Here is a 26137-nt window from a genome sequence, read left to right on the forward strand (position 1 = left end):
GCGCACCGCATCCCCCCACCCCGCATCAGGCAGCACACCGGCTGCGCCAAGCGAGACCGCCAGGGCCGCACGCAGCTCCCCGGCCTCCACCTCGTCAACGGGGTGACGGCTCACCGCTCGTCTCCTCTTCCAGCGCCCGATGGACGCATCGATGCGGGCCTCGAACTCGAACACGGCATCAACCTCCCCAACAGCTTCCACCGTTGACCCAACGCCCCTGGGGCCACTCGCCCCGAGCCCGGCGTCGCGCGCTTCGGCGACTGCGGCAACTGTCCCGCCACATCGCCGACTCGAACTGCGCACTCACCTCCCCTCCGCACACGCGGGGGGGTGGGCTGTTGCGTCGCCTTGTTTGGGGGTGTGGGGTTCGCCGGGGCCGTAGAACGCGGACGCCTTGCGCGTGGAGGTTGTCCACGGCCCGCTCTACGGCTGGTTGTGCGCCGAGTGCGGTGTTCCAGAAGGGGGCGGCGGTGACGGAGATGCCCAGGTGCACGCCCTCGGCGGGCAGGCCAAGGGCAAGGGTGTCGGTGATCCCGGCGGCCCACTTGCACGCGCTGGTCGTGGTCAGCGGCGCGACCAGCATCGCGTCCGCACGCGACAGCGCGATCCCCCGGTCGAGAAAGCGGGTCGGACCGGCAGCGCACGCGATCAGATACAGGATGCCGCTGCTCATGGTCGGGGGGTGGTGTTGGTGAGTCCGGCCCATTTGGCGAGTTGGGTGAGTTCGGGTTTGGAGCGGCGGTGGAGTGAGACGAGGACGCGGAGTACTTCGCGTGCCATGGGGTGGATGCGGGCCATCTGGGGTGCTGCTTCGCGGGCGTGCATGAGGGAGATGAGGGCGGCGTCGCGGTCTCCGGCGGCGAGGTGGGCGCGTGCGGCGTCGATGTGGAGGTGGCCGATGCGGGTGGGGGCGAGGCCGGGGAGGTCGGTGCCGGTGAGCTGGTCGGCCATGGCGGCGGCTTTGCGGGGGCGTTCGAGTTCGATGTGGGTGGCGAGTTCGTGGAGGACGAGGTTGCCGGGGCCGAAGGTGAGGTTGTGGCGGTACTGGTCGGCGGGCGGGAGTTGTTCGGTGATGCGGCGGGCGTGGCGGAGGTGGTGTTGGGTGGTGGCGTCGTCGCGGGCGCGGGAGGCGAGGGTGACGGCGCGCAGGTGGAGTGATCCGGCGGCGACGAGTCCGGCGGTGCTGTGGGAGCCGGTGCTGCCGAGGGTGGTCAGCGCCCGGTCGGTGACGGCGAGTCCTTCGAGGTAGTCGCCGGCCGATTGGTAGGTGCCTGCGGCGGACCAGGCGGCGGCCATCTGTGCGACGGGGGTCCAGGTCTGGGTGGCGGCCCATTCCTGGCGGGCGGCGATGACGTCGGCCAGGTCCGGGTAGCCGAGGCGGTGGGCGATGGTGAACGCGCAGCTGTAGGTGTCCACGAGCATTTGCCAGGCTTCGGGTTCGCCGGTGTCGTGGGCGTGGGCGACCGCGCGGCCGATCAGGGCGGGCAGGCCGGGGAGCAGGGTGGCGTAGTCGGTGGAGGCGCGCAGGGCTGAGGCGGTGGCGATGTCGGCCGCCAGGGTCTCAGGCCGCACTTCGCTGATCCGGGGGTGCCGGTGGCGGCGGATCGCCGACCGCAGCGCGTCGATCAACTCGGGCGCGGGGGACTCGTCGTAGGGCTGCCCGTACAGGACCGACAGGGGGATGCCCAGGGCCGACGCGATGGCGGCCGCCACCGCCGGGCGGCAGGCCCGGTCACCGATCTCGATCTTGCTCAGCAGGGACTTGGAGATCATCGCGCGGTCGGCCAGCCTCTGCTGACCCCATCCCCGCGCCTTCCGCTGGGTGGCGATGTTCCCGCCAACCGCCGTGGGTGCGCTGGCAGCGTGCATGCCTCAAGTCTTCCCCATGACGCCCGCCTACGCCCGTGAACAGCGGCAGTTGACCGCTGAGGTGTGCAACAACTGTGCACATTCGGCGGCGCTGACCGTAGTTGTCTAGTTACCACAGGCAATGGCGGCTGAGAGGGAGACATCCGTTGACAGACCTCGATCACAGGCTGATGCGGCAGGACATCCGCCGCGCTCGCCAGTTGTACGCGGCACAAGTGGAACAGGAAGCGGTGAGCCAGGTCATCACCCGGCTCCAGCGGCACTTGACCGCCCTCCTTCCGCCCTGTTCGGCTCTGATCCCCCGGATGACGAGCCGGAACGACGCGGCCCGTCTCGAAGCGGCCGTCGAGTCCGCGCAGTACCTGCTCGCGAACGAACCCACGGCCGGGGTGATGGCCCGCTTGGTCCACATGCAGCTCCTGTCCGACTCGGTCGCCGCGCTGAGCGGCTGCCTGCGAACGTCGGAGGGAAAGCCGTGACCACCGACTCACCTCTCGTTCTGCCTCTCTGGCTTCCCCCTGACGGTCAGATCCGTATCCGGCCGTTGGGGGAGGTGTTCGACGCGGTGCGTGTGCCGTCTTTCCAGGGGCTGTACGCGTTCCACCGGCTCCGCCTGGCCGGGATCACCGGGCCGGTGATCGAGGACCCGGCGCATGGGGTCATGTACTGGCTCGTCCCGCCGGGGGCGGCCAACGAGCGGGGGTGGCCGCCGGGGGTCATCGCCTTGGGGCGGGGGTACTGCCTTGCTGTTCCCGCTGCCGATCGGATCGGGGGCCCGTGGGTCGGGGATGGCGAGGTCCGGTGGCTGGTCGTGCCGCCCGCCGGGGACTGCCTGACTGACCCGGAGGTGCTGTACCTGGCGCTCGGGCGGGTGTTCGGGGGGGGGCGCTGTAGATGAGATGCCGCGTCCCCTCCCGCGTTACCTGACGGTGGCGCCGGTGCGGGAGGAGAACCCCCACATCACCGTCATCACCGGCCTGGAAGGGCCCGTCCTCCCCCGCCCGGAACCGGAGCCCGACGAGCCGGAGGGTGGTGAAGAGCAGTGAGTCTGTTGCCGCGTTGTCTGTACTGCGAGGCCACCACCGGTGAGTTGGTGGCGGTGGCCTTGGTGGCGTCGGGTTCGGGGCCGGGGTGGACGTATCAGGCGTGCCGAACCTGCCGGATCTCCGAACGGCTTGTGCCGTTGGTTGCGCACCCCTCCGACTCCTGGGGTGGAATGCACTACTGGCCCGACATCGTCCCCCACGAACTGGTGGTGCGGCTGGCCGGGTTGCGGAGTGCGTCCGAGCTGCGGCCGGTGGTTGATCGGTTGTTTCCGGCGGTGGCTGCGGTGTTCCGGCGTGAGATCGCCCAGTCCGCCGTCGAGGATGCCGTCGCCGACCTGTGGGCTGCTGTACCGGTGGAGGAGTCGTGATGCCGCACGCCGCCCGGCTCTTCACCGGCGGTGAGACCGGCGAGGCCCGGGAGTGGGCCCGCGATGTCCTGGCCGGCTGGGGGTGGGGCGACGCCGCGCCCGTCGTGGGGGCCCTGGTCACCGCCGCCCAGGGGCGGCGGCCGTGGTGGCTCAGTCTTCGCGACCACGGCGAGGCCGTCCACGCGCAGGTCCTGCGGGCGCGGGCGGCCCGGATACCGGAGCTGCCGCGACGGATCGCCGGTGCCGACGGCCTCGCCTGGACCTACGGCGCCGCCCGCACCCCCGACGGGCTCTGCCTCTGGGTGAGCGTCAGCGCGCCAGGATGAGGCTCATCGCCTCCGCCCGCGTCGCCGGGTCGCGCAGCTGCCCGCGCACCGCCGACGTCGTCGTCTTCGCGCCCGGCTTCCGCACCCCGCGCATCGTCATGCACATGTGCTCGCACTCCACGACCACGATCACGCCGCGCGGCTCCAGGATGCGCATCAGCGAGTCCGCGATCTGCGTCGTCAGCCGCTCCTGCACCTGCGGGCGGCGCGCGAAGACGTCCACCAGGCGCGCCAGCTTCGACAGCCCCGTGATCTTGCCGTTGGCGGACGGGATGTACCCGATGTGCGCCTGCCCGACGAACGGCACCAGGTGGTGCTCGCACGAGGACATCACCTCGATGTCCTTCACGAGCACCATCTCGTCGTGCCCCAGGTCGAACGTCGTCGTCAGCACGTCCTCGGGCCGCTGCCACAGCCCGGCGAATATCTCCCGGTACGCCCGCGCCACCCGCGCCGGGGTGTCGCGCAGCCCCTCACGGTCCGGGTCCTCACCCACCGCGAGCAGCAGCTCACGTACGGCGTTCTCGGCACGCTTCTCGTCGAACTCGCCGACGGGACCCCCCGGGGACCCCGGGGTCGAGACGGTCACCGGGTCGGTCATGACGTTCCTCGTTCCTTGTGTGCCTCGTGCGGCGCGGTGGCCGGCGGGAGAGGGCCGGACATGGCCGCGCCCCCCACGGTAGAACGTGGGGGGCGCGGGAGACATTCCGTACAGGCCCGTACAGGCGTACCCGGACGGGTGCCGGTCAGTCCTCGCGGCGGTCGTCACCGGCCGAGGCCGGGGCCGTGCCCTTGTCCAGGGTGCCGTTCGCGAGGTTGATCTCCTTCGTGGGGAAGGTGACCGGCGGACGGGTGGACGGGGTGCGGCGGGCGGAGCCGGTCCACGCGGGGCGCGGCGGACGCCGGACGATCGGCGCGAAGATCTCCGCCAGCTCCTCCTTGTTCAGCGTCTCCTTCTCCAGCAGGGCGAGCACGAGGTTGTCGAGCACGTCCCGGTTCTCGACCAGGATCTCCCACGCCTCGTTGTGCGCGCCCTCGATGAGCTTCTTGACCTCCTCGTCCACCAGCCCGGCGACCTCCTCGGAGTAGTCGCGCTGGTGGGCCATCTCCTTGCCGAGGAACGGCTCGGAGTTGTCCTGGCCGAACTTGATCGCGCCAAGACGCTCGGTCATGCCGTACTGGGTGACCATCGCGCGGGCCGTGGAGGTGGCCTTCTCGATGTCGTCGCCCGCGCCCGTCGTCGGGTCGTGGAACACCAGCTCCTCGGCGGCGCGGCCGCCCATCATGTACGCGAGCCGGTCGAGCATCTCGTTGCGCGTCGTGGAGTACTTGTCCTCCTCCGGCAGCACCATCGTGTAGCCGAGGGCGCGGCCGCGCGAGAGGATCGTCACCTTGTGCACCGGGTCGCTGTTCGGAGAGGCCGCCGCGACCAGGGCGTGTCCGCCCTCGTGGTACGCGGTGATCATCTTCTCCTTCTGGCTCATGATCCGGGTGCGCTTCTGCGGACCGGCCACGACGCGGTCGATCGCCTCGTCAAGGAACGAGTTGTCGATCAGCTTGGCGTCACCGCGCGCGGCGAGGAGCGCCGCCTCGTTCAGCACGTTGTTCAGGTCCGCGCCGGTGAAGCCGGGCGTGCGCCGGGCGACCGCCGAGAGGTCCACGTCGGGGGCGACGGGCTTGCCCTTCTGGTGGACCTTGAGGATCTCCAGGCGGCCCTGCATGTCGGGCCGGTCCACCGCGATCTGCCGGTCGAAGCGGCCGGGACGCAGCAGCGCCGGGTCGAGGATGTCGGGCCGGTTGGTGGCGGCGATCAGGATGACGCCGCCCTTCACGTCGAAGCCGTCCATCTCCACGAGGAGTTGGTTCAGCGTCTGCTCGCGCTCGTCGTGCCCGCCGCCCATGCCGGCGCCGCGGTGGCGGCCGACCGCGTCGATCTCGTCCACGAAGACGATGGCCGGGGCGTTCGCCTTGGCCTGCTCGAACAGGTCGCGGACACGGGAGGCGCCGACACCGACGAACATCTCGACGAAGTCCGAGCCGGAGATGGAGTAGAACGGCACCCCGGCCTCCCCCGCGACGGCGCGGGCGAGCAGGGTCTTGCCGGTGCCGGGCGGGCCGTACAGCAGCACGCCCTTCGGGATCTTGGCCCCGACCGCCTGGAACTTCGCGGGCTCCTGAAGGAACTCCTTGATCTCCTGGAGCTCCTCCACGGCCTCGTCCGAGCCGGCGACGTCGGCGAACGTGGTCTTCGGCGTGTCCTTGGTGATCAGCTTGGCCTTGGACTTCCCGAAGTTCATGACCCGGGAGCCGCCGCCCTGCATCTGGTTCATCAGGAACAGGAAGACGATGATGATCAGCAGGAAGGGCAGGATCGACAGCAGCATCCCGACGAACGGGTTCTGCGACTTCGGCGAGACGGTGTACCCGTCCGGGATCTGGTCGTCCTGGAACTTCTGCTGGAGGGAGTGGGCGACGTCCTCGCCCTGACCGTCGATGTAATTGGCCTGGACCCGGCTGCTGCCCTCGATCTCCTGGCCGTCCTTGAGCTCGATCCTGACGGTCTGCTCGTCACCCGTCGTCAGCTCGGCCGACCGGACGTGGTTCTGGCTGATGGCGGCGAGGACCTTGCCGGTGTCCACCTTCTTGTAGCCCTCGGAAGAGCTGAACACCTGCATCAGCAGAATCACGGCGAGGACGGCCAGCACAATCCACATCACTGGCCCGCGGAAATAGCGCTTCACGTCTATCCATACGGGGCGGCGGGGCCCCGTCCCTCCTGCCACATCTAGGCACAGCCCCCGGCAGGGATCTGCTGTGCGCGGGTGTCCTTGTCATCTCCAACGGTAGGGGATCGGCCGCGGTTCCCGGCTATCCGCTGTAGACATGCTGCGCGAGCGTACCGACAAAGGGGAGGTTCCGGTACTTCTCGGCGTAATCGAGTCCGTACCCGACGACGAACTCGTTCGGGATGTCGAATCCGACCCATTCCACGTCGAGATCGACCTTCGCCGCGTCCGGTTTGCGCAGGAGCGTGCAGATGCGCAGCGACGCCGGTTCCCGCGAGCCCAGGTTGGACAGCAGCCAGGACAGCGTGAGCCCCGAGTCGATGATGTCCTCGACGATCAGGACGTGGCGTCCCTTGATGTCGGTGTCCAGGTCCTTGAGGATGCGCACCACGCCGGACGACTGGGTGCCCGCGCCGTACGAGGACACCGCCATCCAGTCCATGGTGACCGGGGTGGACAGGGCGCGGGCGAGGTCGGCCATGACCATCACCGCGCCCTTGAGGACCCCCACGAGAAGGAGGTCCTTGCCCGCGTACTCCTCGTCGATCACGGTGGCCAGCTCACGGAGCCTGGCGTCGATCTCTTCCTTGGTGATGAGCACCGACTCCAGGTCGGCTCCCAGGTCCGTCTCGTGCACCCGTGACACTGCTCTCTACTGGGCTTGCTGCTGGCGTGGCGCGGGCCGGGACACTCCCTGGTGGTCGGCTAGTGGTCGGCCTGCTGGAGGACCAGTCTGCCACCCTGCCTGCTCGCCTCGACGCGGCCCGGCAGGTTGAGGGGCCGCTGCCCCCGCCAGGCCGTGATGAGACGGTCGGTCTCCTCGATGTGCCGGGCGAACAGCGACCCGGCAGGCGCGCCCGCCGCGATCGCCGCGCGCCGCAGGACGCGGCGGCGTACGGCGGGCGGCAGTTCGTGCAGCGCGGCGACGTCCAGGGTGCCGTCGGGGCGCGTCGCGGCGGCCTCGGCCTGGCGGGCCCAAGCGTCGAGGGCGTCCGCGTCGTCGCGGGAGAGCTGGGCGGTGCGGGCGAGCGCCTCGACGACGCCGCGGCCGAGCGCCTTCTCCAGCACGGGCAGCGCCTCGTGGCGCACCCGGGAGCGGGTGAAGGAGGGATCGGTGTTGTGGGGGTCGTCCCAGACGGGGATGGCCTGGACGAGGCAGGCCTTGCGCGTGGTCTGGCGGTCGATGGCCAGGAACGGGCGGCGGTAGCGCCCGGCGGCGGCCCGGTCGCCGGACAGGCCGCCGGAGACGGCCGCCATCCCGGAGAGTGAACGGGTGCCGGAGCCGCGGGCGAGGCCGAGGAGGACGGTCTCGGCCTGGTCGTCGCGGGTGTGGCCGAGGAGGACGGCGGCGGCGCCGTACCGGTCGGCGGCGGCGTCGAGCGCGGCGTACCTGGCGGTGCGGGCGGCGGCCTCGGGGCCGCCGTCGCGGCCGACGTCCACGGCGGCGGTCTCCACCGGTTCGAGGCCGAGGGCGGCGAGGCGCTCGGCGACCTCGCGGGCCCGTTCGTCCGAGCCGTCCTGGAGGCCGTGATCGACGGTGACGCCACCGGCGCGTACGCCGCAGCGGGGGGCCTCGAAGGCGAGCGCGGAGGCGAGGGCCATGGAGTCGGCGCCGCCGGAGCAGGCGACGAGGACGAGGGGCGCGGCCGGGGCGGCCGGGGGGAGGCCGGGGCGGTGCGAGCGGTGGCCGGCCCGGCGGGCGGGGCGGCCGGCGGGGGTCTGGGGTGCGGCGGAGGCGGGGGCGGTGGCGTGGGCTAGCGCCCGGTCGGCCGGGCGGGCCTGGTCGACGATCTCGTGCAGAACGCGGCGGACCGCCAGGCGTATCGCAGCGACCGCGGGGTGGGGACCCATATCCGAATCACTTCTTTCTCCGGGAGCGATGTCACGCTGGGTGCGTAAATGGTGACAGAGAAGGCCTGTTACCTGAGCATCGCACGCCAGGCATGCGGTGAAGGTCCCTCGTACGAGTGATTTCGGGGGCGTTTCGCCACCTTGTGGAGGGCCTACGCGTTGCCGGGATGCGTCCGCGCGACCCAGCGTTCGGGGTGGCTGATCTCCTCGGTGGTGGGCAGCGTGTTGGGCGAGGTCCACACGCGGTTGAAGCCGTCCATGCCGACGCGCTCCACGGCCGTGCGGACGAAGCGCTCGCCGTCGCGGTACTGCCGCAGCTTCGCGTCCATGCCGAGGGCGCGGCGCAGCAGCCGGTCGACGCGGCCCGCGCCCGTCCTGCGGCGCTGCGTGAACTTCTCGCGGATCTCGGCGACCGACGGCACGACCTCGGGGCCCACGCCGTCCATCACGTAGTCGGCGTGGCCTTCGAGCAGCGACATGACGGCGGTGACGCGGTCGAGGATCGCGCGCTGCGTGGGGGTCTGCACGAGGTCGATCACGCCGTTGCCGCCCCCGTCGCCGTTCTCGCCGTCGCGGGGGCGGCCGGCCAGGGACTGCGCGGCCTGCCGGACGCGTTCGACCAGGGTGGCCGGGTCCATGTCGGCCTCGGCGACGAAGGACCTGATCTCGCCTTCGAGGTGGTCGCGCAGCCAGGGGACGGCGGTGAACTGCGTCCGGTGCGTCTCCTCGTGAAGGCAGACCCAGAGCCTGAAGTCGTGCGGGTGGACGTCGAGTTCACGCTCGACCTGGACGATGTTGGGCGCGACGAGCAGCAGCCGCCCGGGGGGCGCGCCGGTGTCGCCCCCGTCCCCGGCGGGCAGGTCGGGGCTCGGCGGCGCGAACGTCTCGTACTGGCCGAGGACGCGGGAGGACAGGAACGCGAGCAGCATCCCGACCTCGACGCCGGTGACCTTGCCGCCCACGGCCGTCAGGGCGCCGCCGCCGGGGACGGACGCGCGGCGCTCGCGCATGCGGTCCGTCAGCGGCGTGAGGACGGCGCGGAAGCCCGCGACGTTCGCCCGCGCCCAGCCGGGGCGGTCCACGACCAGGACGGGGGTGTCGGCGCCGCCCGAGTCGAGGCCGGTGAAGGCGCGTACGTGCCGCTCGGACGCGGCGGCGTGCCGCCGCAGCTCGGCGACGACGGCACGGGCCTCGGCCCGGCTCACCTCGGGGCCGGGCCGTGCGACGCGGGCCGCCGTGGCGACGGCGAGATTCCAGTCGACCAGGTCGTTACCGCCGGGACTCGTCATGACGTCAACGGTACGGCGCCCGCGGGGAAAGCGGATAGCCGCGCGGTGACGCGCTCAGGCGCAGCCGCAGGCCGCCAGCGCACCGGCCGCGCGGTCGAGCGCCGCCTCGGCCGCGTCGGCGTCGGTGGTGTCGGCGGCGAGGAAGGCGAAGGCGAGGACTCGGCCGTCCGGTGTGCCCGCCGTGCCCGCGAGGGTGTTCACGCCGGTCAGCGTGCCGGTCTTGGCGCGGACGAGCCCGGAGCCGCCGTCGCCGCCGTCGCCGTCGTAGCGGCCGGCGAGGGTGCCGGTGAAGCCGGCGACGGGCAGGCCGGTCAGGGCGCTGCGCAGCTCGGGCCTGCCCGGGTCGGCGGCGGTGGCGAGCGCCTGGGTGAGCAGCTCGGCGGTGAGACGCCCGTCGCGGTCGAGGCCGCTGCCGTCCACGACGCGGGCCCCGTCGTGGGCGAGGCCGAGGTCGTCGAGCTGGGCGGCCATGGCGCGGCCGAGCCCTTCGGAGTCGGCGCGTTCGCCGGTGGCGAGGGCGGTGTGCCGGGCGAGGGCCTCGGCCAGGTCGTTGTCGCTGTTGGTCAGCATGCGTTCGACGAGCGAGGACAGCGGTGCGGAACGGACGACGGCGAGCCGTTCGGCGTCGTCCGGCGCCTTGCGGTCGGCGGGGTCGCCGGAGACGCGGACGCCCGCGGCGGTCAGGGCCTCGGTGAACGCGTCGGCGGCGTCGGCCGCCGGGTCGTCGGCGCGGGGCGCGGGGCCGTGCGTGCTGCCGTCGAGCCGCCCCTCGTTGACCTGGAGCGGCGTGATGGCGGCGATGTTGTCGTTGATGCCGATGGGGTGCCGCTCGCCGCCGCCGGGGTAGAGCGAGGTGTCGTACGCGACGCGCACCCGGTCCGCGCCGCGGTCGGCGAGCGCGGCGGCGGTCCGTTCGGCCAGGGCGGTGAGGTCGTCGGCGGTGAGCGTCGGGTCGCCGCCGCCGACGAGGACGACGCGTTCGCCGTCCGCGTCCCAGACGGCGGTGGTGGCGAGGCGGTGTTCGGGTCCGAGGGCGTTCAGGGCGGTCACGGCGGTGATGATCTTCACCGTGGAGGCGGGGGCCCTGCCGGTGCCCGCGTGGTCCGCGTAGAGGGTCTCGCCGGTGGCGAGGTCCACGACGGCGGCGGTCGTGCCGTCGCCGAGCGCGGCGTCGGACAGGGCCGGTTCGAGCAGGCGGCGTACGGCGTCGGGCGCGTACTCGGGCGCGGAGCCGTCGAGGGGGTCCAGGACGGTGACCGCGCCTGGCACGGTGACGCCGCCGTCCTCCGGGGCCGCCGGGTCGCGTCCCGCCTCGGCGGCCTGGGCGCGCTCCGCCGCGCGGCGTCCCGAGTCCCAGGGGCCGGTGAGCGCCACGGCGACGGCGGCGAGGACGAGACCGGCGGTGGCCGAGCCGATGACGAGGCGCCAGGTGGCGCGGTGGCGGCGCAGGCCCTCCAGCACTTCCGCAGCTCTTCGCACGGTACGGACCAGCCCCTTTCGCGAGCAGACACTGCCGTGAGGGACACTTAACCACCACTCGCGCGCATTGATCGCTTAAGGAGAGCCTCCGTGGAGTTCGACGTCACCATCGAGATCCCGAAGGGTTCGCGGAACAAGTACGAGGTCGACCACGAGACCGGCCGGGTGCGGCTCGACCGCCACCTGTTCACGTCGATGGCCTACCCCGCGGACTACGGATTCGTCGAGGGCACGCTGGGCGAGGACGGTGACCCGCTGGACGCGCTGGTGCTGCTGGACGCCCCCACGTTCCCCGGCTGTCTGATCGAGTGCCGGGCGATCGGCATGTTCAAGATGACCGACGAGGCGGGCGGCGACGACAAGCTGCTGTGCGTCCCGGCGGGCGACCCGCGCTTCGAGCAGCTGCGGGACATCGAGGACGTCAGCGCGTTCGTCCGCGGCGAGATCAAGCACTTCTTCGAGCGCTACAAGGACCTGGAGCCGAACAAGCACGTCACCGGCGCGGACTGGGTGGGCCGCGCGGAGGCCGAGGCCGAGATCGAGAAGTCGGTCAAGCGGGCGCAGGAGTCGGGCGCCGCGCACTGACCGGGCGGCCGTAGGCGCTGGAGGGCGCGCGCCCGGCGGGCGCGCGCCCCGTGTGAGAGCCTGGGCCGCAGAGCCCTGACCGGCTCCTGGACGAGGTGCGCCGTACCCAGCCATGACAAGACGGCGCGTGGGAGTCCGTGATGGCGTGGATCGTGCTGGTGATCTCCGGTCTGATGGAGGCCGTCTGGGCGACGGCGCTGGGGAGGTCGGCGGGTTTCAGCCGGCCGGGACCGACCGTCGTCTTCGTGACCGGCCTGGCGCTGAGCATGGCCGGTCTTGCGTACGCGCTGCGGAGCCTGCCCGTGGGGACCGGCTACGCCGTGTGGGTGGGCATCGGGGCGGTGTGCACGACCGCGTACGCGATGCTGAGCGGCGACGAGTCGGTGACGGCGCTGAAGGTGCTGCTGCTGGCGGGCATCGTGGGCTGCGTGGTCGGCCTGAAGCTGGCGCACTGACCGTCGCGGGGACGGACGCAGCGCGCGGAAGGCCGTGCGCGTTCCCACTGGCGGGACCCCGGGGCGTACCGCACCCGTCGTGCGTCGCGACTCCGCCAGGGGGCGTGCCCCGGGCTGACCGCCCCGGGATGAGTCCTGCTGACCGGCTTCCTCTCCCCCGCGCCGAGGACATGCCGTCGTGCGTGGGGACGTTGCCGAGGGATGTACCGGCCGGGCGCCACCGGGCGGTGGGGCCCGTGCGGCTCCCACCCGGCCGGAAGCGCCGTACAACCCCGGTCTGGCCGAGCGGTGCTGACGAGCAGACGGGTCCGGGGCGCCGGGACGCCCCGAGACGGCACCGGACACCGGCGCTCGCCCGGTCGTAGCGGGCGTGACCGGACCGCGCGGTCCCGACACGCCCCGGAGGAGGCGCGGGCGGCGGGAAGCCGTGCGGCAAACGCCTGGTACGGCTGCCCGGGGTGCCGGGCGTCCGGAGACGGGGCCGGCCCCACCGTCCCGGGGCGAGTGCGGCACGGCTTTCCACAGCCGCCGGAGGGGCCGGACACTGCCGGCCGTACCGCGCGGGTCGGCCGTTCCGGAGCGCCCGGAGACGGCACCGGACGCCGGCGCTCGTGGAGGGCGCGGTGCTGACGAGCGGACGGGCCGCCTCGGGCGGTACGGCTGCCCGGAGTGCCGGATGTCCGGAGACGGGGTGGGCCACCGTCCCGGGGCGGGAGGCCGGACGCCGCCGCGCGTGAGCCACGGAGGCCGTGCGGGGGGGGGAGGCGTCAGAAGCCTCGGGTGCGCTTGGCGCCGCGGCGGCCGGCGGGGGTCGGGGCGGCGCCGGGGGTGCGCATGAACAGGCGGGCCATCTCGCCGCCCAGGTTCACGCCGATGGCGATCGCCAGGGCCAGCGTCACGGCCGTCAGCAGGTTGTGGACGCCGCCGGTGACGTCGCCCTGCGCGAACGCCAGCAGCCCCAGGTACACCGCGCTGCCCGGCAGCAGCGGGCCGATCGCCGCCGTGACGTACGGCAGCGACGACGTGAAGCGGTAGCGCGACGCCAGCTGCCCGAACAGGCCGACCATGCCCGCCCCGACCGCCGTCGCCGCGAACGGCGAGAGGTGGCCCGTGTCGTGCATCGCCCCGTAGACCAGCCAGGCGACGCCGCCGTTCAGCGTGGCGGGGAGGAGGGTGCTCGGCGCCTGCTGGAGCAGCACGCAGAACGTGAGCGACAGCAGCAGCGCCGCCGCGAGCTGGATGCCGGGCCTGGTGGCGCGGTCGAGGACGTCCGGGTCGAGGCTGACGCCCGACACCTCCCCCAGGTACAGCACCGCGAGGACGCCGCAGACGATGCCGACGCTGAGGTAGATCACCTCCAGCAGGCGCGCGGAGGCCGTCAGGTAGTAGCCGGTCAGGCCGTCCTGCACGCCCGCGACGAGGGCGCGTCCCGGGATCAGCGCGAACAGGCCGCCGGTGATCATCGCCGCCGCCTGCCGTTCGCCGCCGCCCGTGTCGTGCCCGGCCGCCCAGCAGATGCCGACGACGGCGGGCGCCATCGCCGCCGCCACGAACTGGTAGAACTCCGGCAGCCCGCGCCCCGCCGCCAGCCAGGCCAGCCGGTCGCCGACCATGGCGCCGAGCGCGGCGAGCACGAAGACCGGCAGTCCGCCGCCGACGAGGGTGCTGGCCGCCCCGGCGAGCAGGCCGCTGGCGACGGTGAGCTGCCACTTGGTGAACGGGTGCCGGTTGCGCCGCATGGTGGCCAGCCGCCCGTACGCCTCCTCCAGCGTGACCTCGCCGGAGGAGATGTCGTCCACGAGCTGGAAGACGGCGGCGAGCCGCGTGTAGTCCGTGCCGCGCCGCCTGACGGTGCGGTCGAGGGAGACCGGCGCGTCCACCAGCGACGGCTGGTGCGAGACCGACAGCAGGGTGAACGTGACGGTCACCTCGCAGCGGTCGAGCCCGTACGCGTGGGTGACGGCGAACATGGCCGTCTCCACGTCCTCCGCGCCCTCTCCCCCGGCGAGCAGCAGCTCGCCGATGCGCAGCGTCAGGTCCAGGACGCGCGGCACGGGCGGGGGCGCCTCGTCCTCGCCGCGCGGCACGTACTCGGGCGCGGGCCGTTCGGCGAGGGGCAGCCGGACCATGCTGCGCATCCGGTCCTGCCAGGGCGCGCCGCGGGTGAGGTGGACGACCGCCGGTATGCCCTCGGCCGGGGTGAACTCGCTGTGCGGCAGCGGGCGCGGCGGGACGGTCACCCCCTCGGGGACGGCGAAGCCGGAGGAGGTGGGGTGGTCGGCCTCGGCGGGCGGGGCCGGTTCGAGTCCTTCGGGGACGGCGAATCCCGAGGTGGTCTCCGGGTCCCACGACTCCTCGCCGCCCGGCCGCGCGCTGTCCCCGGCCACGTACGCTCCGCTCCCTGCTGCCTCACGAGTCCCCGTCGTCTCTACCCGGGCAGCATAGGGTCATTCCGGGCGCACGGCCTGATCAGGGCCGGTCAGGGGCGGTGCAGGTCCGGTCATGAGTGGTCACGCAGCTCCGCGAGACGGGTGAGGTCGTCGCGCGCCTCCTCCCGTTCCTCCGGGGTGAGGGGTACGGCGGCGGCGCGGGTGAGCGCGGCGGCGGACCCGGCGTCGTCGCCGAGGCGGGCGGCGGTGTCGGCGCGCAGGACGAGCAGGCGCAGGAGCTGCACGGGGGTGGGCGCGTCGCCCGTGCGGGTGAGCGCGCGGTCCAGGACGCGGGCGGCGGCGGCCGGGTCGTCCTTGCCGTGGGCGAACAGCGCGGCCTGGTGGAGGGCACGGGCGTACGGTTCGCGGGGCGCGGGGCGGTGGCTGGGGTCGTCGCTGGTGGGCTGGACGACGCGCAGGCAGTTGCCCGCCGGGTCGGTGACGAGGAACTGCCGTACGCCGTAGCTGGTGTCGCGCAGCGGGCCGACGCGGGGCAGGCCGGTGGTGGGGACGCGGCCCAGCGCCGCCTTCAGCCCGGCGCGGAAGGCGGCGTGCAGGGCGTCCACGTCGTCGGTGCCGATGAGGCAGGTGCTGTGCGCGGCGGCGGGGTCGTAGCCCTTGATGCCGTAGAAGTGCAGGGCGACGCCGCCGCGTTCGACGACCGCGTACGGGTTGGGGCTGCGCTGCTCGTAGGTGGTGGTGAAGCCGAGGGCGGTGTAGAAGCCGACGACCGGCGCGATGGCGTGACAGGGCAGCATGGGGGTCGTGGTCTCGGGCATGTGCGGGTTCCCTCCCGGGGTCAGCGTTCGGACAGCGCGGCCCAGCGGCGCAGCGCGAGGGGGATGAACGCGGCGAGGATCGCCAGGGGCCAGGCGGCGGCCAGCAGGAGCGCGTGGTCGGCGGCCCAGCTGTCGGAGGACCAGGTGGGGTTGCCGAACAGGTCGCGTACGGCGGTGGCGGTCGCGGACATCGGGTTCCACTCGGCGACGGCGCCGAGCCAGCCGGGCATGGTCGCGGGCGACGTGAAGGCGCTGGAGAGGAACGCGACGGGCCACACGAGGATCTGCACGGTCTGCACCATCTCGGGGCGGCCCGCGACCAGGCCGAGCCATATCCCGGTCCACAGCATCGCGAAGCGCAGCAGCAGGAGCAGGCCGACGGCGGCGAGCGCGGACGCGGCGCCGTCGTGCCAGCGCCAGCCGACGAGGAGCCCGGCGGCCAGCATGACCAGCAGGGAGACCGTGGAGCTGACCATGTCGAGGACGCTGCGGGCGACGAGGAAGGACGCGGAGACGATGGGCAGGGAGCGGAAGCGGTCGAGCAGGCCGCGCTGGATGTCCCGGGTCAGCGCGACGACCGTGCCCTCCAGGCCGAACGCCATGGTGAGCGCGAGGACGCCGGGGACGACGAACTCCTCGTAGCCGCCGCCCCCCTCGACGGCCATGCCGCCGCCGAGGAAGTAGACGAACATCACGAGCATCAGGACGGGGAAGGCCAGCTCGGCGACGAGCGCGCCCGGCCGGCGCGCCCAGTGGGCGAAGCCGCGGCGGGTCATGGTGAGGGTGTCGGGCAGCACGGTCATGCGGCGTCCCTTTCCTGGGTGGTGAGGTGGAGGAAGACCTCGTCGAGCGTGGGGCGGCGCAGGGCGATGTCGTCGGCGGCGATCCCGGCGGCCTCCAGGGCGCGCAGGGTGTCGGCGAGGGCGGCGATCCGGTCGGTGACGGGGGCGCTGACGAGCCGCCGGTCCGCGTCGGTGACCGGCTCGGCCGCGCGTACGGCGGCGCCGACGACGGCCGCGGCGGCCGTGAGCCGCGTGGCGTCCCGTACGACGACGTCGATGCGGTCGGCGCCGGTGCGGGACTTCAGCTCGCCGGGCGTGCCCTCGGCGACGCGGCGGCCGCCGTCCACGACGGAGACGCGGCCGGCGAGCTGGTCGGCCTCCTCCAGGTACTGGGTGGTGAGGAGGACGGTGGTGCCCTCGTCGGTGGCGGACCGCACGGCGTCCCACACCTCGGCGCGCCCGCGGGGGTCGAGCCCGGTGGTCGGCTCGTCGAGGAAGAGCACGTCGGGGCGGGTGAGGAGGCCGGCGGCCAGGTCGAGACGGCGGCGCATGCCGCCGCTGTAGCGGCCGACGGGGGTGCGGCCGGTGTCGGCGAGGCCGAAGCGTTCGAGCAGTTCGGCGGCGCGGTGGGCGGCGGCGCGGGCGCCGAGGTGGTGGAGGCGGCCGAAGAGGTCGAGGTTCTGGCGGCCGTCGAGGTCCTCGTCGAGCGCGGCGTGCTGGCCGACGAGGCCGATGCGGCGGCGGACGGCGGCCGGGTCGCGCGCCACGTCGTGCCCGGCGACGACGGCGGTGCCGCCGTCGGGGCGCAGCAGGGTCGTCAGGACGCGGACGGCGGTGGTCTTGCCCGCGCCGTTGGGCCCCAGGACGCCGTGGACGGTGCCGCGCGCCACGGCCAGGTCGAGGCCGTCGAGCGCCTGCCGGGTGCCGAAGGCCTTGCGCAGGCCGGTGACGGTGATCGCGTCCGTCGCGCCGGTCATGCCGGTCATGCCCCACCTCATCTCGTGTCGCCCTCTCGTGGTCTGTTCAAATTTGACTAGTGGCGAAGCGGAACCGTACGGGACCCCGGCGCACTAGTCAAGTTTGAACAGCGGGCGGCGAGTGAGAGACTTGCCCCCGGCACGCATGTCAGCGGAAGGGAGACGGCAGCGCATGTCGGTCATCCGGCTCCTCGTCCTCGGCGCCGTCCGCCAGCACGGCAGGACCCACGGCTACCAGGTGCGCAACGACCTGGAGTTCTGGGGCGCGCACGAGTGGTCGAACGCCAAGCCCGGGTCGATCTACCACGCCCTCAAGCAGATGGCGAAGGAAGGCCTGCTCCGCGCGCACGACACCGCCCCGAGCCCGGCCGGCGGCCCGCCCCGCACCGAGTACGAGCTGACGCCCGAGGGCGACGCCGCGTACCTCGACCTGCTGCGCGCCGCGCTGCGCGCGCACGACGAGCGGATCGACGTGCTCACCGGCGCCGTCGGCTTCATCGTGGACCTGCCGCGCGCCGAGGCGATCGCCCTGCTGCGCGAACGCGTCGCGGCGCTGGAGGGCTGGAGCGCCGAGGTGCACGCGCACTGGACGCCGCAGAGCACACCGGCCGAGTGGGGGCACATCGGCGAGGTCATGCGGCTGTGGCTGCACAACGCCGCGAGCGACGCGGCGTGGACCCGGGGCCTGATCGAACGGCTGGAGGGCGGCGCCTACGTGATGGCGGGCGAGGGGGAGCGGACGGTGGAGGTGCTGCCCGAGGGCATGGCAAATCCCTTTGGTTAAGCACAGCCCTTTGGTCAAGCACAGCCGTTCGGCTGGAGAGCACGGCCCGGCGTGCCTGCCGGGCGGGTCGCGCCCGGCAGGCAGCGCGCGTCAGAGCCGGCCGCGCAGCCACTCCAGGTGCTCGCGGGTGGCGTTCTCGCTCAGCGCGGAGTTGCGGAGCCGGCCGAGGACGCCCTGGTAGGCGGCGACCTCCTCCTGCTTGTCGAGGTAGAGCGCGCCGGTGAGCTGCTCCAGGTAGACGAGGTCGGAGAGTTCGGCCTCCGCGAAGCGCAGCAGCGTGAACGCGCCGGACTCCGCGACATGGCCGCCCTGCGCGAACGCCACCACCTGGAGCGTGACGTTCGGGTACTCGGAGAACTCGATGAGCGTCCGCAGCTGTTCGTCCATCACCTTGTGCCCGCCGTACGGGCGGCGCAGGGCCGCCTCGTCGAGCACGCAGTGCAGGTGCGGGGCGTTCTCCGAGACGAGCAGCTTCTGCCGGGCGAGCCGTAGCGCGATGCGCCGGTCCACCTCGCCGACGGGCAGCCGCCCCTTGTGGCCGCTGACCATGACGGCGTGCGCGTACGCCTCGGTCTGGAGCAGTCCGTGGACGAACTGAAGCTCGTAGGTCGCGATGTGCTCGGCCGCCGCTTCGAGGCCGATGTAGGTCTGGAACCAGCTGGGGAGCACGTCGCTGTAGCTGTGCCACCAGCCCGCCTGGCCGGACGACCGCGCCAGGCCGAGGAGCGGCTCGCGGTCGGCGTCGTCGGTGACGCCGTACAGCGTCAGCAGGTCGGCGACATCGCGTGGCTTCACGCTGACGCGGCCCAGCTCCATCCTGCTGATCTTGGACTCGGACGCCCGGATCGAGTAGCCCGCCTCCTCGCGGGACACGCCGCACGCCTCGCGCAGCCGCCGCAGCTGCGAGCCGAGCAGGATACGGCGGACCATGGAGCCGCCGGTCGCCGCCTCCGGGACACCGGCCGCACCCGTGACCCCGGTGATGTTGGTATCCCCCACTATCCCCTGAGTACTCATGTGCTCACTGCCCTCCACTTCGCACCGTGCGAAGTCTGCCATCTCCACGTGTCATTCGGTGCCCGCGCGATTACGGTCCATCAAAAATTTTCGTGCACGTGCATCTGCCCTTGCATTTGCCGTGAGCGTTGGGAAGCATGAGACGTGCGCGCTGCGACCCGGTGCGTCAGCACGGCCCTGCCCGCGAACGCCCGTCGCGTCCGGGGCAGTTCACGGGGGACCGCCGCGTCCGGGCAGTTCACGGGGTACCTCCGTCTTCAGCGATGCCGCCGCTATGCCAGGAGTTGCCGCGCCATGGGGACCAACGGAACGTCCGCCGCGCAGACGTTAGGGGACCCGCTGCCGCCGGTCGATCCGCTGACCCTGTCGGGCACGGCGTCGCTCGGCCTCACCGCGCGGCCCGAATCGGTGCGCCACGCGCGGGACTTCACGCGGGACACGCTGCGGGCCTGGGCGCTGTCCGAGCAGGTGGACGCGGTCGGGCTCGTCGTCTCCGAACTGGTCACCAACGCGCTGCGGCACGGCCTGCACGCGCTGCCGCCCGTACCGCGCGCGGTGCCCGCGCCGCCGCCCGGCGCCCGCGTACGGACGGTCGAGCTCGAACTGATGCGCTGCGCACGCCGGTTGGTCTGCGCCGTCCAGGACCCGAGCGGGAAGGCCCCGCGCGTCGGCGAGTTGGACGGCGCCACGGAGTCGGGGCGCGGCCTGCACCTCGTGGAGTGTTTCAGCGACGGCTGGGGCTGGCGTCCGCTGTCGGGCGGGCGGCAGGGCAAGGTCGTCTGGGCGGTCTTCGGCACCGCCTGACCGGGACCGGCGCGTCGGCCGGGGGCCGTCTCAGGCGATGAGGTGGTCGAACTCGCCGTCCTTCACGCCGCGCAGCAGCGCCTCGACCTCGGCCGGCGTGTAGACGAGCGCGGGCCCGTCGGGGAAGCGCGAGTTGCGCAGGGCGACGTCGCCGCTCGGCAGCCGGGCGAACTCGGCGCAGGTGCCCTGCGAGTTGCTGTGACTGCTCTTCAGCCACTCCACGCCCCTGAGTTCGTGTGCGGCTATGCCGTTGTACGCGTCGGCCACCGGGTCTCCAGGGTCGTGCGAGTGGTGCGATCGTGCGCCGCACGGATGTGCCGCGCACCCAACTAGCCTGGATCATAACGTTGTTCACGTGCATCTGCACGTGCTTATGCACGTGCACGCGGTGTCACGGCGCGGCGCGCCGACACGGCCCCCCGTTCTGGAGACGCGCGCCGGGCCGTTCCGGTTCCATCCCGCCGCGGTTCCCCACCTCGGGCGGATGCCCCCGTTCCGCCTCCGCATGCCCCCTCAGACGCGGTCGAGCAGGTCGTCGAACGCCGACGCGAGCCGCCGCCACGCCGGACGCCCCGCCGCGTACTCCTCGTCCGTCAGCAGGCACGCGCCCAGCCGCTCACGCAGCGCCACCACGTCGAGCCCCGGGCCGGTGAAGACCAGGTGCTGGCCGCGGTCGCCCAGCTCGTCGTCCCAGTCCAGCGCCGCCGCGACCCGGCGGCCTGGCGGGACCAGGTCCCACGCCGCGTCCGGCAGCGCCGCCAGCCACGGGCCGGCCGCCCGGACGCTCAGCGAGCCGCCCGCCGCGTCCCAGGACAGCAGCGTGTCCGGGCGGTCCGCCAGCCAGAAGCGGCCCCTGCTCCGGGGCGCGGCGCACGTCAGCTCCTCCAGCGCCGCGTACAGCCGCTCCGGATGGAACGGGCGGCGGTGGCGCCAGACGGTCGTCACCACACCGTCCCGCGTCGCCTCCTGCGGCAGCAGCGCCGTCGCGGGATGCTGGCGCGCCGCCGCGGCCGCGGTGTCGAAGTCGCCGCCGAGCACGGTCGCCGCGAAATGCGCGCCGGTCACGTCCGCCGCGACCGCCGTCGGGTGCAGCTGGGCAAGCAGCGCGCGGTCCGTCGCCCCCGGCCGCCCGCCGGGGCCGGGGGCCAGCGCGAGCGTCGGCGCGTACTCCAGCTGGCGCGCCCAGGTGTCGGCGACGGTGCGCCGGTCGGCGGACGCCGCCGCGAGGCCGGTCTCGGCCAGCTCGTCGCCGCAGGCCAGGTACGCCATGACCTGCGCCGGGTCCACGGCGGTGACGACCGCCGCGACCCGCAGCCCGGCGGACGCGTGGGCGGCGATGACCTCGGCCATCGACCGCGGCTCGACGGAGTCCCACAGCTCGACGACGGCGAGCCGCGTCGTACGGTCCGCGGCCAGGCCCGCCAGCTCGGGCACGAGGTCGGCGCGCAGCGCGCAGCAGGCGCAGTCGTTGACCAGCGCCGTCTCGGCGCCGCCGATGACGCCGCCCGCGTGCCTGGCGGTGCGGACGACGCGGCCGTCGGCGGCGGCGCCGGTCAGGTCGTGGTGCAGGGCGACGCTGCCCGGCACCTGGCGCAGCAGCGCCCGCACGGCGTCCCGGCGGGCGTCCGCGTGGAGCCCGCCGACCAGGACGACGGGCAGCATCAGCGTTCCTCGCGCTTCCCGTACCGGCGCTCGAAGCGCTCGACGCGCCCGGCCGTGTCGAGGACGCGGGCGGTGCCCGTGTAGAACGGGTGGCTGGCCGACGAGGTCTCGACGTCGATCACCGGGTACGTGTTGCCGTCCTCCCACTCGATGGTCCGGTCGCTGGTCGCGGTGGAGCGGGTGAGGAACGCGTATCCGGCGGCGCGGTCGCGGAAGACGACGGGACGGTAGGCGGGGTGGATTCCGGGCTTCATGCTCGTGCTCCTCGGGAAGACAATGTGGCGGCGGGCGACCGGGTCGTGTTTCCGCAGCTCAGGACGGTCGGGGTCGTTTCTTCTGTGCTTCCGGGCCGCGCACGAGTACCCGGTCCCGGCGGTGCTTCCCCTCCGGACGACCGGTCGCGTGCCGTCGGTTCACGCGGGCCAGTATACGGAGACGGGAATCATTTTCATCTGGCGGCCGGAGCGAGGGCCGGGCCTCGCGCCAGTTCTGTCCCGTTATGTGATGCACTGGGGGGCCGTGAACGGCAGGAGGGACGTCCCGTGCGCACACAGATCCGTATGACAGCGGTGCTCGTCCTGCTCGCGCTGCCCGCCTGCGGCGGGGGCGCGGGCGGCGGGGGGCGGACGTCCCCGTTCACCGGCGAGCGCGGCGGCGACCCGGGGCCCGTCCTCGCCGTCAAGATCGACAACGCGCCCGGCGCCCGCCCGCAGACCGGCCTCGGCAGCGCCGACCTCGTCTGGGCGGAGGAGGTCGAGGGCGGGATGAGCCGCCTCGTGGGCGTCTGGTCGGGCACGCTGCCCGACCGCGTCGGCCCGGTGCGCAGCGCCCGTGAGTCGGACCTCGAACTGCTAGCGCAGCTCGGCGAACCGGTCTTCGCCTACTCGGGGGCGCACGAGGCGGTGGCCGCGCGCATCCGGCGCGCGGGCGTCGTCGCCGCGCCCCCCGGCGCGGCCCCCGGCGCGTACGAACGGGACGGGCGCCGCGCGTCGCCGCACAACCTCTACCTGCGGCCCGACCGGCTGCTGGCGGCCGTCGGGGACACCGCGGACGCCGCGGACGCCGGGCTCGGCTTCGGCGACGCCCCGGAACGCGGCGGCGAGCGGGCGCGTACGTACGAGGTCGCGTTCCCGCGGGCACGCTTCGCGTTCCGCTGGGCGGCCGGCGAGGGGCGGTGGCGCGTCGCCCTCGACGGCGACGCCGTGGACGCGCGGCCGGCCACCGTCGTCGTGCAGCGGGTGACCGTACGCGAGTCGGCGCTGCGCGACGGGAACGGCAACCCGACGCCCTACACCGAGACCGTCGGCTCCGGCGACGCCGTGGTGCTGCGGGACGGCAGGGCGTACGAGGGGCGGTGGGCGCGGCCGGAGAAGGGCGCGGGCACGGAGTTCACGACCCCGGAGGGCGAGCCCCTGCGCTTCGCGCGCGGCCCGGTGTGGATCGTGCTCGACGCCGCCGACGCCGCGGACTGAGCGCCGTCACCGCCCCGGCCGCCACCAGCGCCTCCGCCGCCGCCCCGCCTTCCGTTCCTCCTCGGCCCACGCGCGCACCGTCTCCGCCGCCAGCCGCGTCTCGTGGGCGTCGGGGCCGTGGACCCGTTCCCGGTCGGCGGCGATGGCGCGCATCAGGGCCAGCGCGTCGCCGAGGCGCCCCGCGTCCCGGTACGAGACGGCGAGGTTGTGGCGGGCGACGAACGTCTCCGCGTGGTCGGGGCCGAGGACCCGCGCGCGGTCGGCCACCACCCGCTCCTCCATCACCATCGCCTCGGCCACGCGGCCCGCCGCCCAGTGGGTGTGCGCGAGGCTGCTGCGGGCGCCCAGGGTCTCGGGGTGCTCGTCGCCGAGGACGCGGGCGGAGTCGGCCACCACGTCGGCGAGCACGTGGCCGGACTCGTCGAACCACCCGGCCTTGCGGTACGCGATCGCCAGACTGCCGCGGCTGGCGAGGGTGTCGCGGTGGTCGGGGCCGAGGACCCGCGCGCGGTCGGCCACCACCTGCTCGGCGAGAGCCACGGCCTCCGCGAGCCGGCCCGCGTCGCGGTAGGAGATCGCCAGGTTGTGGCGCGTGGTGACGGTGTGGGGGTGGTCGGGGCCGATGACCCGCGCGCGGTCGGCCGCGACCCGTTCCTCCAGGGCGATCGCCTCGTCGAAGCGGCCCGCGGCCCAGTAGGTGAACGCCAGGGTGCCGCGCATCCCGAGGGCGTCCGGATGGTCCGGGCCGAGGACGCGTTCGCCCGCCGCCGCCACCTCCTCGTGCAGCCGCACGGCCTCGTCGTGCCGCCCGGCGCGGCGGTGCGTGATGGCCAGGCTGCTGCGGACGTCCAGCGTCTCGGGGTGGTCGTCGCCGAGGACGCGGGCGGAGTCGGCGACGACCTGCTCCATGAGGCGGACGGCCTCCTCCTGGCGGCCCGCGTCGCGGTAGGAGATCGCCAGGTTGCTGCGGATGGTCAGGGTGCTGGGGTCGTCGGGGCCGAGGAGGCGTTCGCGGTCGGCGGCCACCTGCTCCTCGATGGCGATGGCCTCGTCCAGCAGGCCCATGTCCCAGTAGGTGTACCCGAGGCTGACGCGGCTGCCGAGGGTGTCGGGGTGGTCGGGGCCGAGGACGCGCTCCCGGTCGGCCACGACCTGGGTGTGCAGCCGGATGGCGTCCTCATGACGCCCGGCCCTGCGGTAGCAGATGGCGAGCACCGAGCGTGACGTGAAGACCTGCGGGGAGTCGGGGCCGAGGAGGCGTTCGCGGTCGGCCGTCACCTGCTCCGCCAGGGCGATGGCCTCCCCCTGGCGGCCCGCGTCGCGGGCGGAGATCGCCAGGTTGCTGCGGATCGTGAGCGTGTCGGGGTGGTCGGGGCCGAGGAGGCGTAGGGCGGTGGCGGCGAGCGGCGTCCAGTACCTGACGGCGGCGGCGTGGAGCCCGGCGTCGTGCAGGCTGTTGCCCGCCTGGAAGAGCACGAGGTGGCCGCCGCCCGCCTCGCTCCACAGCGTCTCGCCCGCGTGCTGGTGGAGGACGTCGGTGTTCGAGCGCAGCACGGCGGAGAGCGCGGGGTCGAGGTGGTGTTCGCGGGGCCAGATCGCGCACAGCGCCTCGGCGAGTGCCTCCGCCGTGCCAGCGAGGACGTCGGGCGGCGTCGTCTCGCGGACGGCGCGGGCGGTGAGGGCGTGGATGCGGATGGCGCGTGGGCCGTCGGTGGGCTGGTCGGTGAGCATCCCGTAGCGGTGCAGGACCCGTACGGCGGCCAGCGCCTCGGCGGGGGTGACAGGGGCGCCGCGGTACGCGGTGAGGTGGCGGGTGACCGGCTCGCTCCCCCAGATGCCGCGCGGGTGCCCGGCGGGGTCGAGGTGGGCGGCGAGCCGCAGGGCGGGGACGGCGAGCCCGGCCGGTTCCTCGCGGTCCGCCGCGTCCAGGGACAGGAGCAGGCCGGAGGCGACCTGCCGGTGGTAGCCGTCGCCGCCGGGGGCCATGAGGCCGTCGATCCTGCGGCGGCTGTCGGCGAGCAGCGCGCGGTACTGACGGCTGGTCGTGCCCTGGTTGACCATGTAGGCGGCGGCGTGGGCCAGCGCGAGGGGGAGGCGGCCGAGGTCCTCGGCCAGGGCGGCGGCCGCGTCGTCGAGCAGGTGCGGCTCCCCGGCCTGGGCGAGGCGGTCGCGCAGGTAGGCGACGGCCTCGTCGGGGGTGTAGGTGTCGATGTCGATCAGGGTGCGTCCGCCGCCGGAGAGGATCGCGTCGCGGCGGCGGGTCGTCGCGACGACGCGGCCGTTGCCGGTGGACGGGGTCGGCGGCCACCAGCCGGACATGCGCTCGGGGTCGGTGACGTCGTCCAGGACGACGAGCCACGACTGCCGTGTCCCGGCGAGCCAGTCGAGGAAGACGCGGGCGTCGGTCTCCGCGTCCTGGCCGTCCTCGCGGGGCAGGCCGAGGCGGTGGGTGGCCCGCGCGTAGGTGTTGACGACCTGGGCCGTCTCGGAGGCGTCGATCCAGACGACGAGGTCGGTCCCGGTGCGCTGGGCTTCGTGCGCGTGCCGGGCGGCGAGCTGCGTCTTGCCGACCCCGCCGCCGCCGGACAGCACCTGGGTGAGGACGACGGTCCCGCCGCCGGCGTGCGCCCGGCCGATCCGTTCGCGGACGCCCGCGCGGTCCTGGAACGCGGTGGCCGGGGGCGGCACGGTGCCGAGGCGCACGGGCCAGGCCAGGCGGGCGCCGGTGTCCTCGGGGGAGCCGTCGCCGACGTACTGGTCGCCGAGGACGTAGGTGAAACGCTGGTCCCTGGCGGCCTGGTGGAGCTGTGCGTCGCCCGAGGCCCTGGCGGCCTGCCTGGTGTGGTCCCCCTGGCCGGGCGGGGGCGCGCCGCGGCCGGTCACGCGCCTGCCCCCGGCGTTCCGGGGTCCTGGTCGGCGCCGGACTGGTGGAGCCGGGCGTGGCCGCGCGCGGTGGCGCGCTGGTCGACATCGGCGGCGGGGCCGGCGGTCTGGGTGAGCCGCGCGCGGCCCTTGGCGGTCGCGCGCTGGCGCACGCGCCGTCCGACGGCGGGCGGGGACGCCTCGCGCCCCGCCCACCAGGCGAGCGGTACGGCGGCGGCCGCCGAGACCGCGCCGCTCGCGGCCGTGGCGACGCCGAGCCTGTTGCCCGCGTCCTCGGGCAGGACGCCGAGCGGGTCGGCCCAGCAGACCGCCAGGCTGAGGCAGAAGACGCCGACCGTGCCGCCGACCATCACGAGCCACCGCATCGCGCGCGACATCCGCACCAGCCCCCCAACCACCCGTTCGACAGCGCCACTTCGGCGACAGTCCACCGATATCAGGGACTCCGCCGCACGGCCACCAGTTCCCGCACATCCGCCCCGGACGCGGGCGTC

General features: G+C 73.9%; 28 protein-coding genes, 1 pseudogene and 1 riboswitch. Of the genes and pseudogenes, 11 read left to right on the forward strand and 18 right to left on the reverse strand.

Going from position 1 to position 26137, the window contains the following annotated elements; translation table 11 throughout:
* Positions 1 to 207 (forward strand): hypothetical protein (locus tag ACL02R_RS22275; RefSeq protein WP_412798743.1); only part of this gene is annotated, 207 nt, incomplete at its 5' end.
* A 462-nt stretch (positions 208 to 669) separates the two neighbouring features.
* Here ACL02R_RS22275 and ACL02R_RS22280 read toward each other — a convergent pair.
* The gene (locus ACL02R_RS22280) at positions 670 to 1869 is read right to left on the reverse strand and encodes a helix-turn-helix domain-containing protein (RefSeq protein WP_412798744.1); all 1200 of its coding nucleotides are present in this window, start codon (positions 1867 to 1869) and stop codon (positions 670 to 672) included.
* Between the two features lie 170 nt (positions 1870 to 2039).
* Between ACL02R_RS22280 and ACL02R_RS22285 the strand changes: the two genes are divergently transcribed.
* From ACL02R_RS22285 to ACL02R_RS22305, 5 genes are read left to right on the forward strand one after another with little or no spacing between them, the layout of a single operon-like run.
* Complete coding sequence (locus tag ACL02R_RS22285) at positions 2040 to 2348, forward strand: DUF6415 family natural product biosynthesis protein (protein WP_412798800.1); 309 nt, start codon at positions 2040 to 2042, stop codon at positions 2346 to 2348.
* Positions 2345 to 2767, forward strand: a complete 423-nt coding sequence (locus ACL02R_RS22290) for a hypothetical protein (protein ID WP_412798745.1) — start codon at positions 2345 to 2347, stop codon at positions 2765 to 2767. Before ACL02R_RS22285 ends, ACL02R_RS22290 begins: the two co-directional genes overlap by 4 nt.
* 1 nt (position 2768) lies before the next feature.
* On the forward strand, positions 2769 to 2915 hold the full coding sequence (locus ACL02R_RS22295) for a hypothetical protein (RefSeq protein WP_412798746.1): 147 nt from the start codon (positions 2769 to 2771) through the stop codon (positions 2913 to 2915).
* Positions 2912 to 3283 (forward strand): hypothetical protein, encoded by a 372-nt coding sequence (locus ACL02R_RS22300; RefSeq protein WP_412798747.1) that lies wholly within the window; start codon positions 2912 to 2914, stop codon positions 3281 to 3283. Before ACL02R_RS22295 ends, ACL02R_RS22300 begins: the two co-directional genes overlap by 4 nt.
* The gene (locus tag ACL02R_RS22305; protein ID WP_412798748.1) at positions 3283 to 3609 is read left to right on the forward strand and encodes a hypothetical protein; all 327 of its coding nucleotides are present in this window, start codon (positions 3283 to 3285) and stop codon (positions 3607 to 3609) included. Before ACL02R_RS22300 ends, ACL02R_RS22305 begins: the two co-directional genes overlap by 1 nt.
* Here ACL02R_RS22305 and folE read toward each other — a convergent pair.
* From folE to dacB, 6 genes are all read right to left on the reverse strand, one after another.
* Positions 3593 to 4210 carry a GTP cyclohydrolase I FolE gene (gene folE, locus ACL02R_RS22310; RefSeq protein ID WP_412798749.1) on the reverse strand — a complete coding sequence of 206 codons (618 nt, stop codon included), beginning with the start codon at positions 4208 to 4210 and terminating at the stop codon, positions 3593 to 3595. The two genes, ACL02R_RS22305 and folE, sit on opposite strands and share 17 nt — an antisense overlap.
* A gap of 145 nt (positions 4211 to 4355) precedes the next feature.
* Positions 4356 to 6356, reverse strand: a complete 2001-nt coding sequence (ftsH, locus tag ACL02R_RS22315; RefSeq protein WP_412798801.1) for an ATP-dependent zinc metalloprotease FtsH — start codon at positions 6354 to 6356, stop codon at positions 4356 to 4358.
* A 121-nt stretch (positions 6357 to 6477) separates the two neighbouring features.
* Positions 6478 to 7032, reverse strand: coding sequence for a hypoxanthine phosphoribosyltransferase (hpt, locus tag ACL02R_RS22320; protein ID WP_412798750.1), 555 nt, complete (start codon positions 7030 to 7032; stop codon positions 6478 to 6480).
* A gap of 68 nt (positions 7033 to 7100) precedes the next feature.
* A complete protein-coding gene (gene tilS, locus ACL02R_RS22325; RefSeq protein WP_412798751.1) occupies positions 7101 to 8246 on the reverse strand; it encodes a tRNA lysidine(34) synthetase TilS in 1146 nt (381 codons plus the stop codon).
* Between the two features lie 152 nt (positions 8247 to 8398).
* Positions 8399 to 9535, reverse strand: coding sequence for a zinc-dependent metalloprotease (locus ACL02R_RS22330; RefSeq protein WP_412798752.1), 1137 nt, complete (start codon positions 9533 to 9535; stop codon positions 8399 to 8401).
* A 54-nt stretch (positions 9536 to 9589) separates the two neighbouring features.
* On the reverse strand, positions 9590 to 11014 hold the full coding sequence (gene dacB, locus ACL02R_RS22335; RefSeq protein WP_412798753.1) for a D-alanyl-D-alanine carboxypeptidase/D-alanyl-D-alanine-endopeptidase: 1425 nt from the start codon (positions 11012 to 11014) through the stop codon (positions 9590 to 9592).
* A gap of 90 nt (positions 11015 to 11104) precedes the next feature.
* Here dacB and ACL02R_RS22340 point away from each other — a divergent pair, with 90 nt between their 5' ends.
* Complete coding sequence (locus ACL02R_RS22340) at positions 11105 to 11599, forward strand: inorganic diphosphatase (RefSeq protein WP_362960878.1); 495 nt, start codon at positions 11105 to 11107, stop codon at positions 11597 to 11599.
* Positions 11600 to 11666: 67 nt separating this feature from the next.
* Positions 11667 to 11729: riboswitch (guanidine-III (ykkC-III) riboswitch) on the forward strand.
* 10 nt (positions 11730 to 11739) lie between these two features.
* Positions 11740 to 12054, forward strand: coding sequence for a DMT family transporter (locus tag ACL02R_RS22345; protein ID WP_412798754.1), 315 nt, complete (start codon positions 11740 to 11742; stop codon positions 12052 to 12054).
* 767 nt (positions 12055 to 12821) lie between these two features.
* Here the strand turns inward: ACL02R_RS22345 and ACL02R_RS22350 are convergent.
* The 4 genes from ACL02R_RS22350 to ACL02R_RS22365 all read right to left on the reverse strand — a co-directional run bounded on the left by ACL02R_RS22350 (position 12822) and on the right by ACL02R_RS22365 (position 17021).
* Positions 12822 to 14441 (reverse strand): threonine/serine ThrE exporter family protein, encoded by a 1620-nt coding sequence (locus ACL02R_RS22350; protein ID WP_412798755.1) that lies wholly within the window; start codon positions 14439 to 14441, stop codon positions 12822 to 12824.
* 113 nt (positions 14442 to 14554) lie between these two features.
* The gene (locus tag ACL02R_RS22355) at positions 14555 to 15262 is read right to left on the reverse strand and encodes a bleomycin resistance protein (protein ID WP_412798756.1); all 708 of its coding nucleotides are present in this window, start codon (positions 15260 to 15262) and stop codon (positions 14555 to 14557) included.
* A gap of 20 nt (positions 15263 to 15282) precedes the next feature.
* The gene (locus tag ACL02R_RS22360) at positions 15283 to 16065 is read right to left on the reverse strand and encodes an ABC transporter permease (RefSeq protein WP_398842830.1); all 783 of its coding nucleotides are present in this window, start codon (positions 16063 to 16065) and stop codon (positions 15283 to 15285) included.
* A complete protein-coding gene (locus ACL02R_RS22365; RefSeq protein ID WP_412798802.1) occupies positions 16062 to 17021 on the reverse strand; it encodes an ATP-binding cassette domain-containing protein in 960 nt (319 codons plus the stop codon). Before ACL02R_RS22365 ends, ACL02R_RS22360 begins: the two co-directional genes overlap by 4 nt.
* A 172-nt stretch (positions 17022 to 17193) precedes the next feature.
* On the opposite strand from ACL02R_RS22365, the gene ACL02R_RS22370 reads away from it, so the two are divergent.
* A complete protein-coding gene (locus tag ACL02R_RS22370) occupies positions 17194 to 17805 on the forward strand; it encodes a PadR family transcriptional regulator (protein ID WP_412798757.1) in 612 nt (203 codons plus the stop codon).
* Between the two features lie 90 nt (positions 17806 to 17895).
* Here the strand turns inward: ACL02R_RS22370 and ACL02R_RS22375 are convergent, their stop codons facing one another.
* On the reverse strand, positions 17896 to 18735 hold the full coding sequence (locus ACL02R_RS22375) for a helix-turn-helix domain-containing protein (protein ID WP_362961192.1): 840 nt from the start codon (positions 18733 to 18735) through the stop codon (positions 17896 to 17898).
* 381 nt (positions 18736 to 19116) lie between these two features.
* On the opposite strand from ACL02R_RS22375, the gene ACL02R_RS22380 reads away from it, so the two are divergent.
* Positions 19117 to 19626, forward strand: a complete 510-nt coding sequence (locus tag ACL02R_RS22380) for an ATP-binding protein (protein ID WP_412798758.1) — start codon at positions 19117 to 19119, stop codon at positions 19624 to 19626.
* 30 nt (positions 19627 to 19656) lie between these two features.
* Here ACL02R_RS22380 and ACL02R_RS22385 read toward each other — a convergent pair whose 3' ends face one another.
* The 4 genes and pseudogenes from ACL02R_RS22385 to rpmG form a co-directional block, all read right to left on the reverse strand.
* Positions 19657 to 19893 carry a DUF397 domain-containing protein gene (locus ACL02R_RS22385; RefSeq protein ID WP_362960900.1) on the reverse strand — a complete coding sequence of 79 codons (237 nt, stop codon included), beginning with the start codon at positions 19891 to 19893 and terminating at the stop codon, positions 19657 to 19659.
* Positions 19894 to 20139: 246 nt separating this feature from the next.
* Entirely contained in the window at positions 20140 to 21288 is a 1149-nt protein-coding gene (locus ACL02R_RS22390; protein ID WP_412798759.1) for a CobW family GTP-binding protein, read from the reverse strand.
* Entirely contained in the window at positions 21288 to 21542 is a 255-nt protein-coding gene (locus tag ACL02R_RS22395) for a type B 50S ribosomal protein L31 (protein ID WP_412798760.1), read from the reverse strand. Before ACL02R_RS22395 ends, ACL02R_RS22390 begins: the two co-directional genes overlap by 1 nt.
* Before the next feature lie 27 nt (positions 21543 to 21569).
* Positions 21570 to 21680 (reverse strand): annotated as a pseudogene (gene rpmG, locus ACL02R_RS22400) (50S ribosomal protein L33); the annotation flags it as partial.
* A gap of 150 nt (positions 21681 to 21830) precedes the next feature.
* Between rpmG and ACL02R_RS22405 the strand changes: the two are divergent.
* Entirely contained in the window at positions 21831 to 22760 is a 930-nt protein-coding gene (locus ACL02R_RS22405; RefSeq protein WP_412798761.1) for a DUF3048 domain-containing protein, read from the forward strand.
* Between the two features lie 6 nt (positions 22761 to 22766).
* Here the strand turns inward: ACL02R_RS22405 and ACL02R_RS22410 are convergent, their stop codons facing one another.
* Positions 22767 to 25643 carry a tetratricopeptide repeat protein gene (locus ACL02R_RS22410; RefSeq protein ID WP_412798762.1) on the reverse strand — a complete coding sequence of 959 codons (2877 nt, stop codon included), beginning with the start codon at positions 25641 to 25643 and terminating at the stop codon, positions 22767 to 22769.
* Entirely contained in the window at positions 25640 to 26008 is a 369-nt protein-coding gene (locus tag ACL02R_RS22415) for a hypothetical protein (protein WP_412798763.1), read from the reverse strand. Before ACL02R_RS22415 ends, ACL02R_RS22410 begins: the two co-directional genes overlap by 4 nt.
* Positions 26009 to 26137: the final 129 nt, after the last annotated feature.

It is taken from the genome of Streptomyces sp. MS19, assembly GCF_047200595.1.
Taxonomy (GTDB): domain Bacteria; phylum Actinomycetota; class Actinomycetes; order Streptomycetales; family Streptomycetaceae; genus Streptomyces.

Excerpts from the sequence above, each read along its gene's own strand:
- ACL02R_RS22280 (WP_412798744.1), bottom strand. The coding sequence starts at position 1,869 with ATGCACGCTGCCAGCGCACCCACGGCGGTTGGCGGGAACATCGCCACC.
- ACL02R_RS22285 (WP_412798800.1), top strand. The coding sequence starts at position 2,040 with ATGCGGCAGGACATCCGCCGCGCTCGCCAGTTGTACGCGGCACAAGTG.
- ACL02R_RS22295 (WP_412798746.1), top strand. The coding sequence starts at position 2,769 with ATGCCGCGTCCCCTCCCGCGTTACCTGACGGTGGCGCCGGTGCGGGAG.
- ACL02R_RS22305 (WP_412798748.1), top strand. The coding sequence starts at position 3,283 with ATGCCGCACGCCGCCCGGCTCTTCACCGGCGGTGAGACCGGCGAGGCC.
- folE (WP_412798749.1), bottom strand. The coding sequence starts at position 4,210 with ATGACCGACCCGGTGACCGTCTCGACCCCGGGGTCCCCGGGGGGTCCC.
- tilS (WP_412798751.1), bottom strand. The coding sequence starts at position 8,246 with ATGGGTCCCCACCCCGCGGTCGCTGCGATACGCCTGGCGGTCCGCCGC.
- ACL02R_RS22330 (WP_412798752.1), bottom strand. The coding sequence starts at position 9,535 with ATGACGAGTCCCGGCGGTAACGACCTGGTCGACTGGAATCTCGCCGTC.
- ACL02R_RS22345 (WP_412798754.1), top strand. The coding sequence starts at position 11,740 with ATGGCGTGGATCGTGCTGGTGATCTCCGGTCTGATGGAGGCCGTCTGG.
- ACL02R_RS22355 (WP_412798756.1), bottom strand. The coding sequence starts at position 15,262 with ATGCCCGAGACCACGACCCCCATGCTGCCCTGTCACGCCATCGCGCCG.
- ACL02R_RS22360 (WP_398842830.1), bottom strand. The coding sequence starts at position 16,065 with ATGACCGTGCTGCCCGACACCCTCACCATGACCCGCCGCGGCTTCGCC.
- ACL02R_RS22365 (WP_412798802.1), bottom strand. The coding sequence starts at position 17,021 with ATGACCGGCGCGACGGACGCGATCACCGTCACCGGCCTGCGCAAGGCC.
- ACL02R_RS22370 (WP_412798757.1), top strand. The coding sequence starts at position 17,194 with ATGTCGGTCATCCGGCTCCTCGTCCTCGGCGCCGTCCGCCAGCACGGC.
- ACL02R_RS22375 (WP_362961192.1), bottom strand. The coding sequence starts at position 18,735 with ATGGTCCGCCGTATCCTGCTCGGCTCGCAGCTGCGGCGGCTGCGCGAG.
- ACL02R_RS22380 (WP_412798758.1), top strand. The coding sequence starts at position 19,117 with ATGGGGACCAACGGAACGTCCGCCGCGCAGACGTTAGGGGACCCGCTG.
- ACL02R_RS22390 (WP_412798759.1), bottom strand. The coding sequence starts at position 21,288 with ATGCTGCCCGTCGTCCTGGTCGGCGGGCTCCACGCGGACGCCCGCCGG.
- ACL02R_RS22395 (WP_412798760.1), bottom strand. The coding sequence starts at position 21,542 with ATGAAGCCCGGAATCCACCCCGCCTACCGTCCCGTCGTCTTCCGCGAC.
- ACL02R_RS22415 (WP_412798763.1), bottom strand. The coding sequence starts at position 26,008 with ATGCGGTGGCTCGTGATGGTCGGCGGCACGGTCGGCGTCTTCTGCCTC.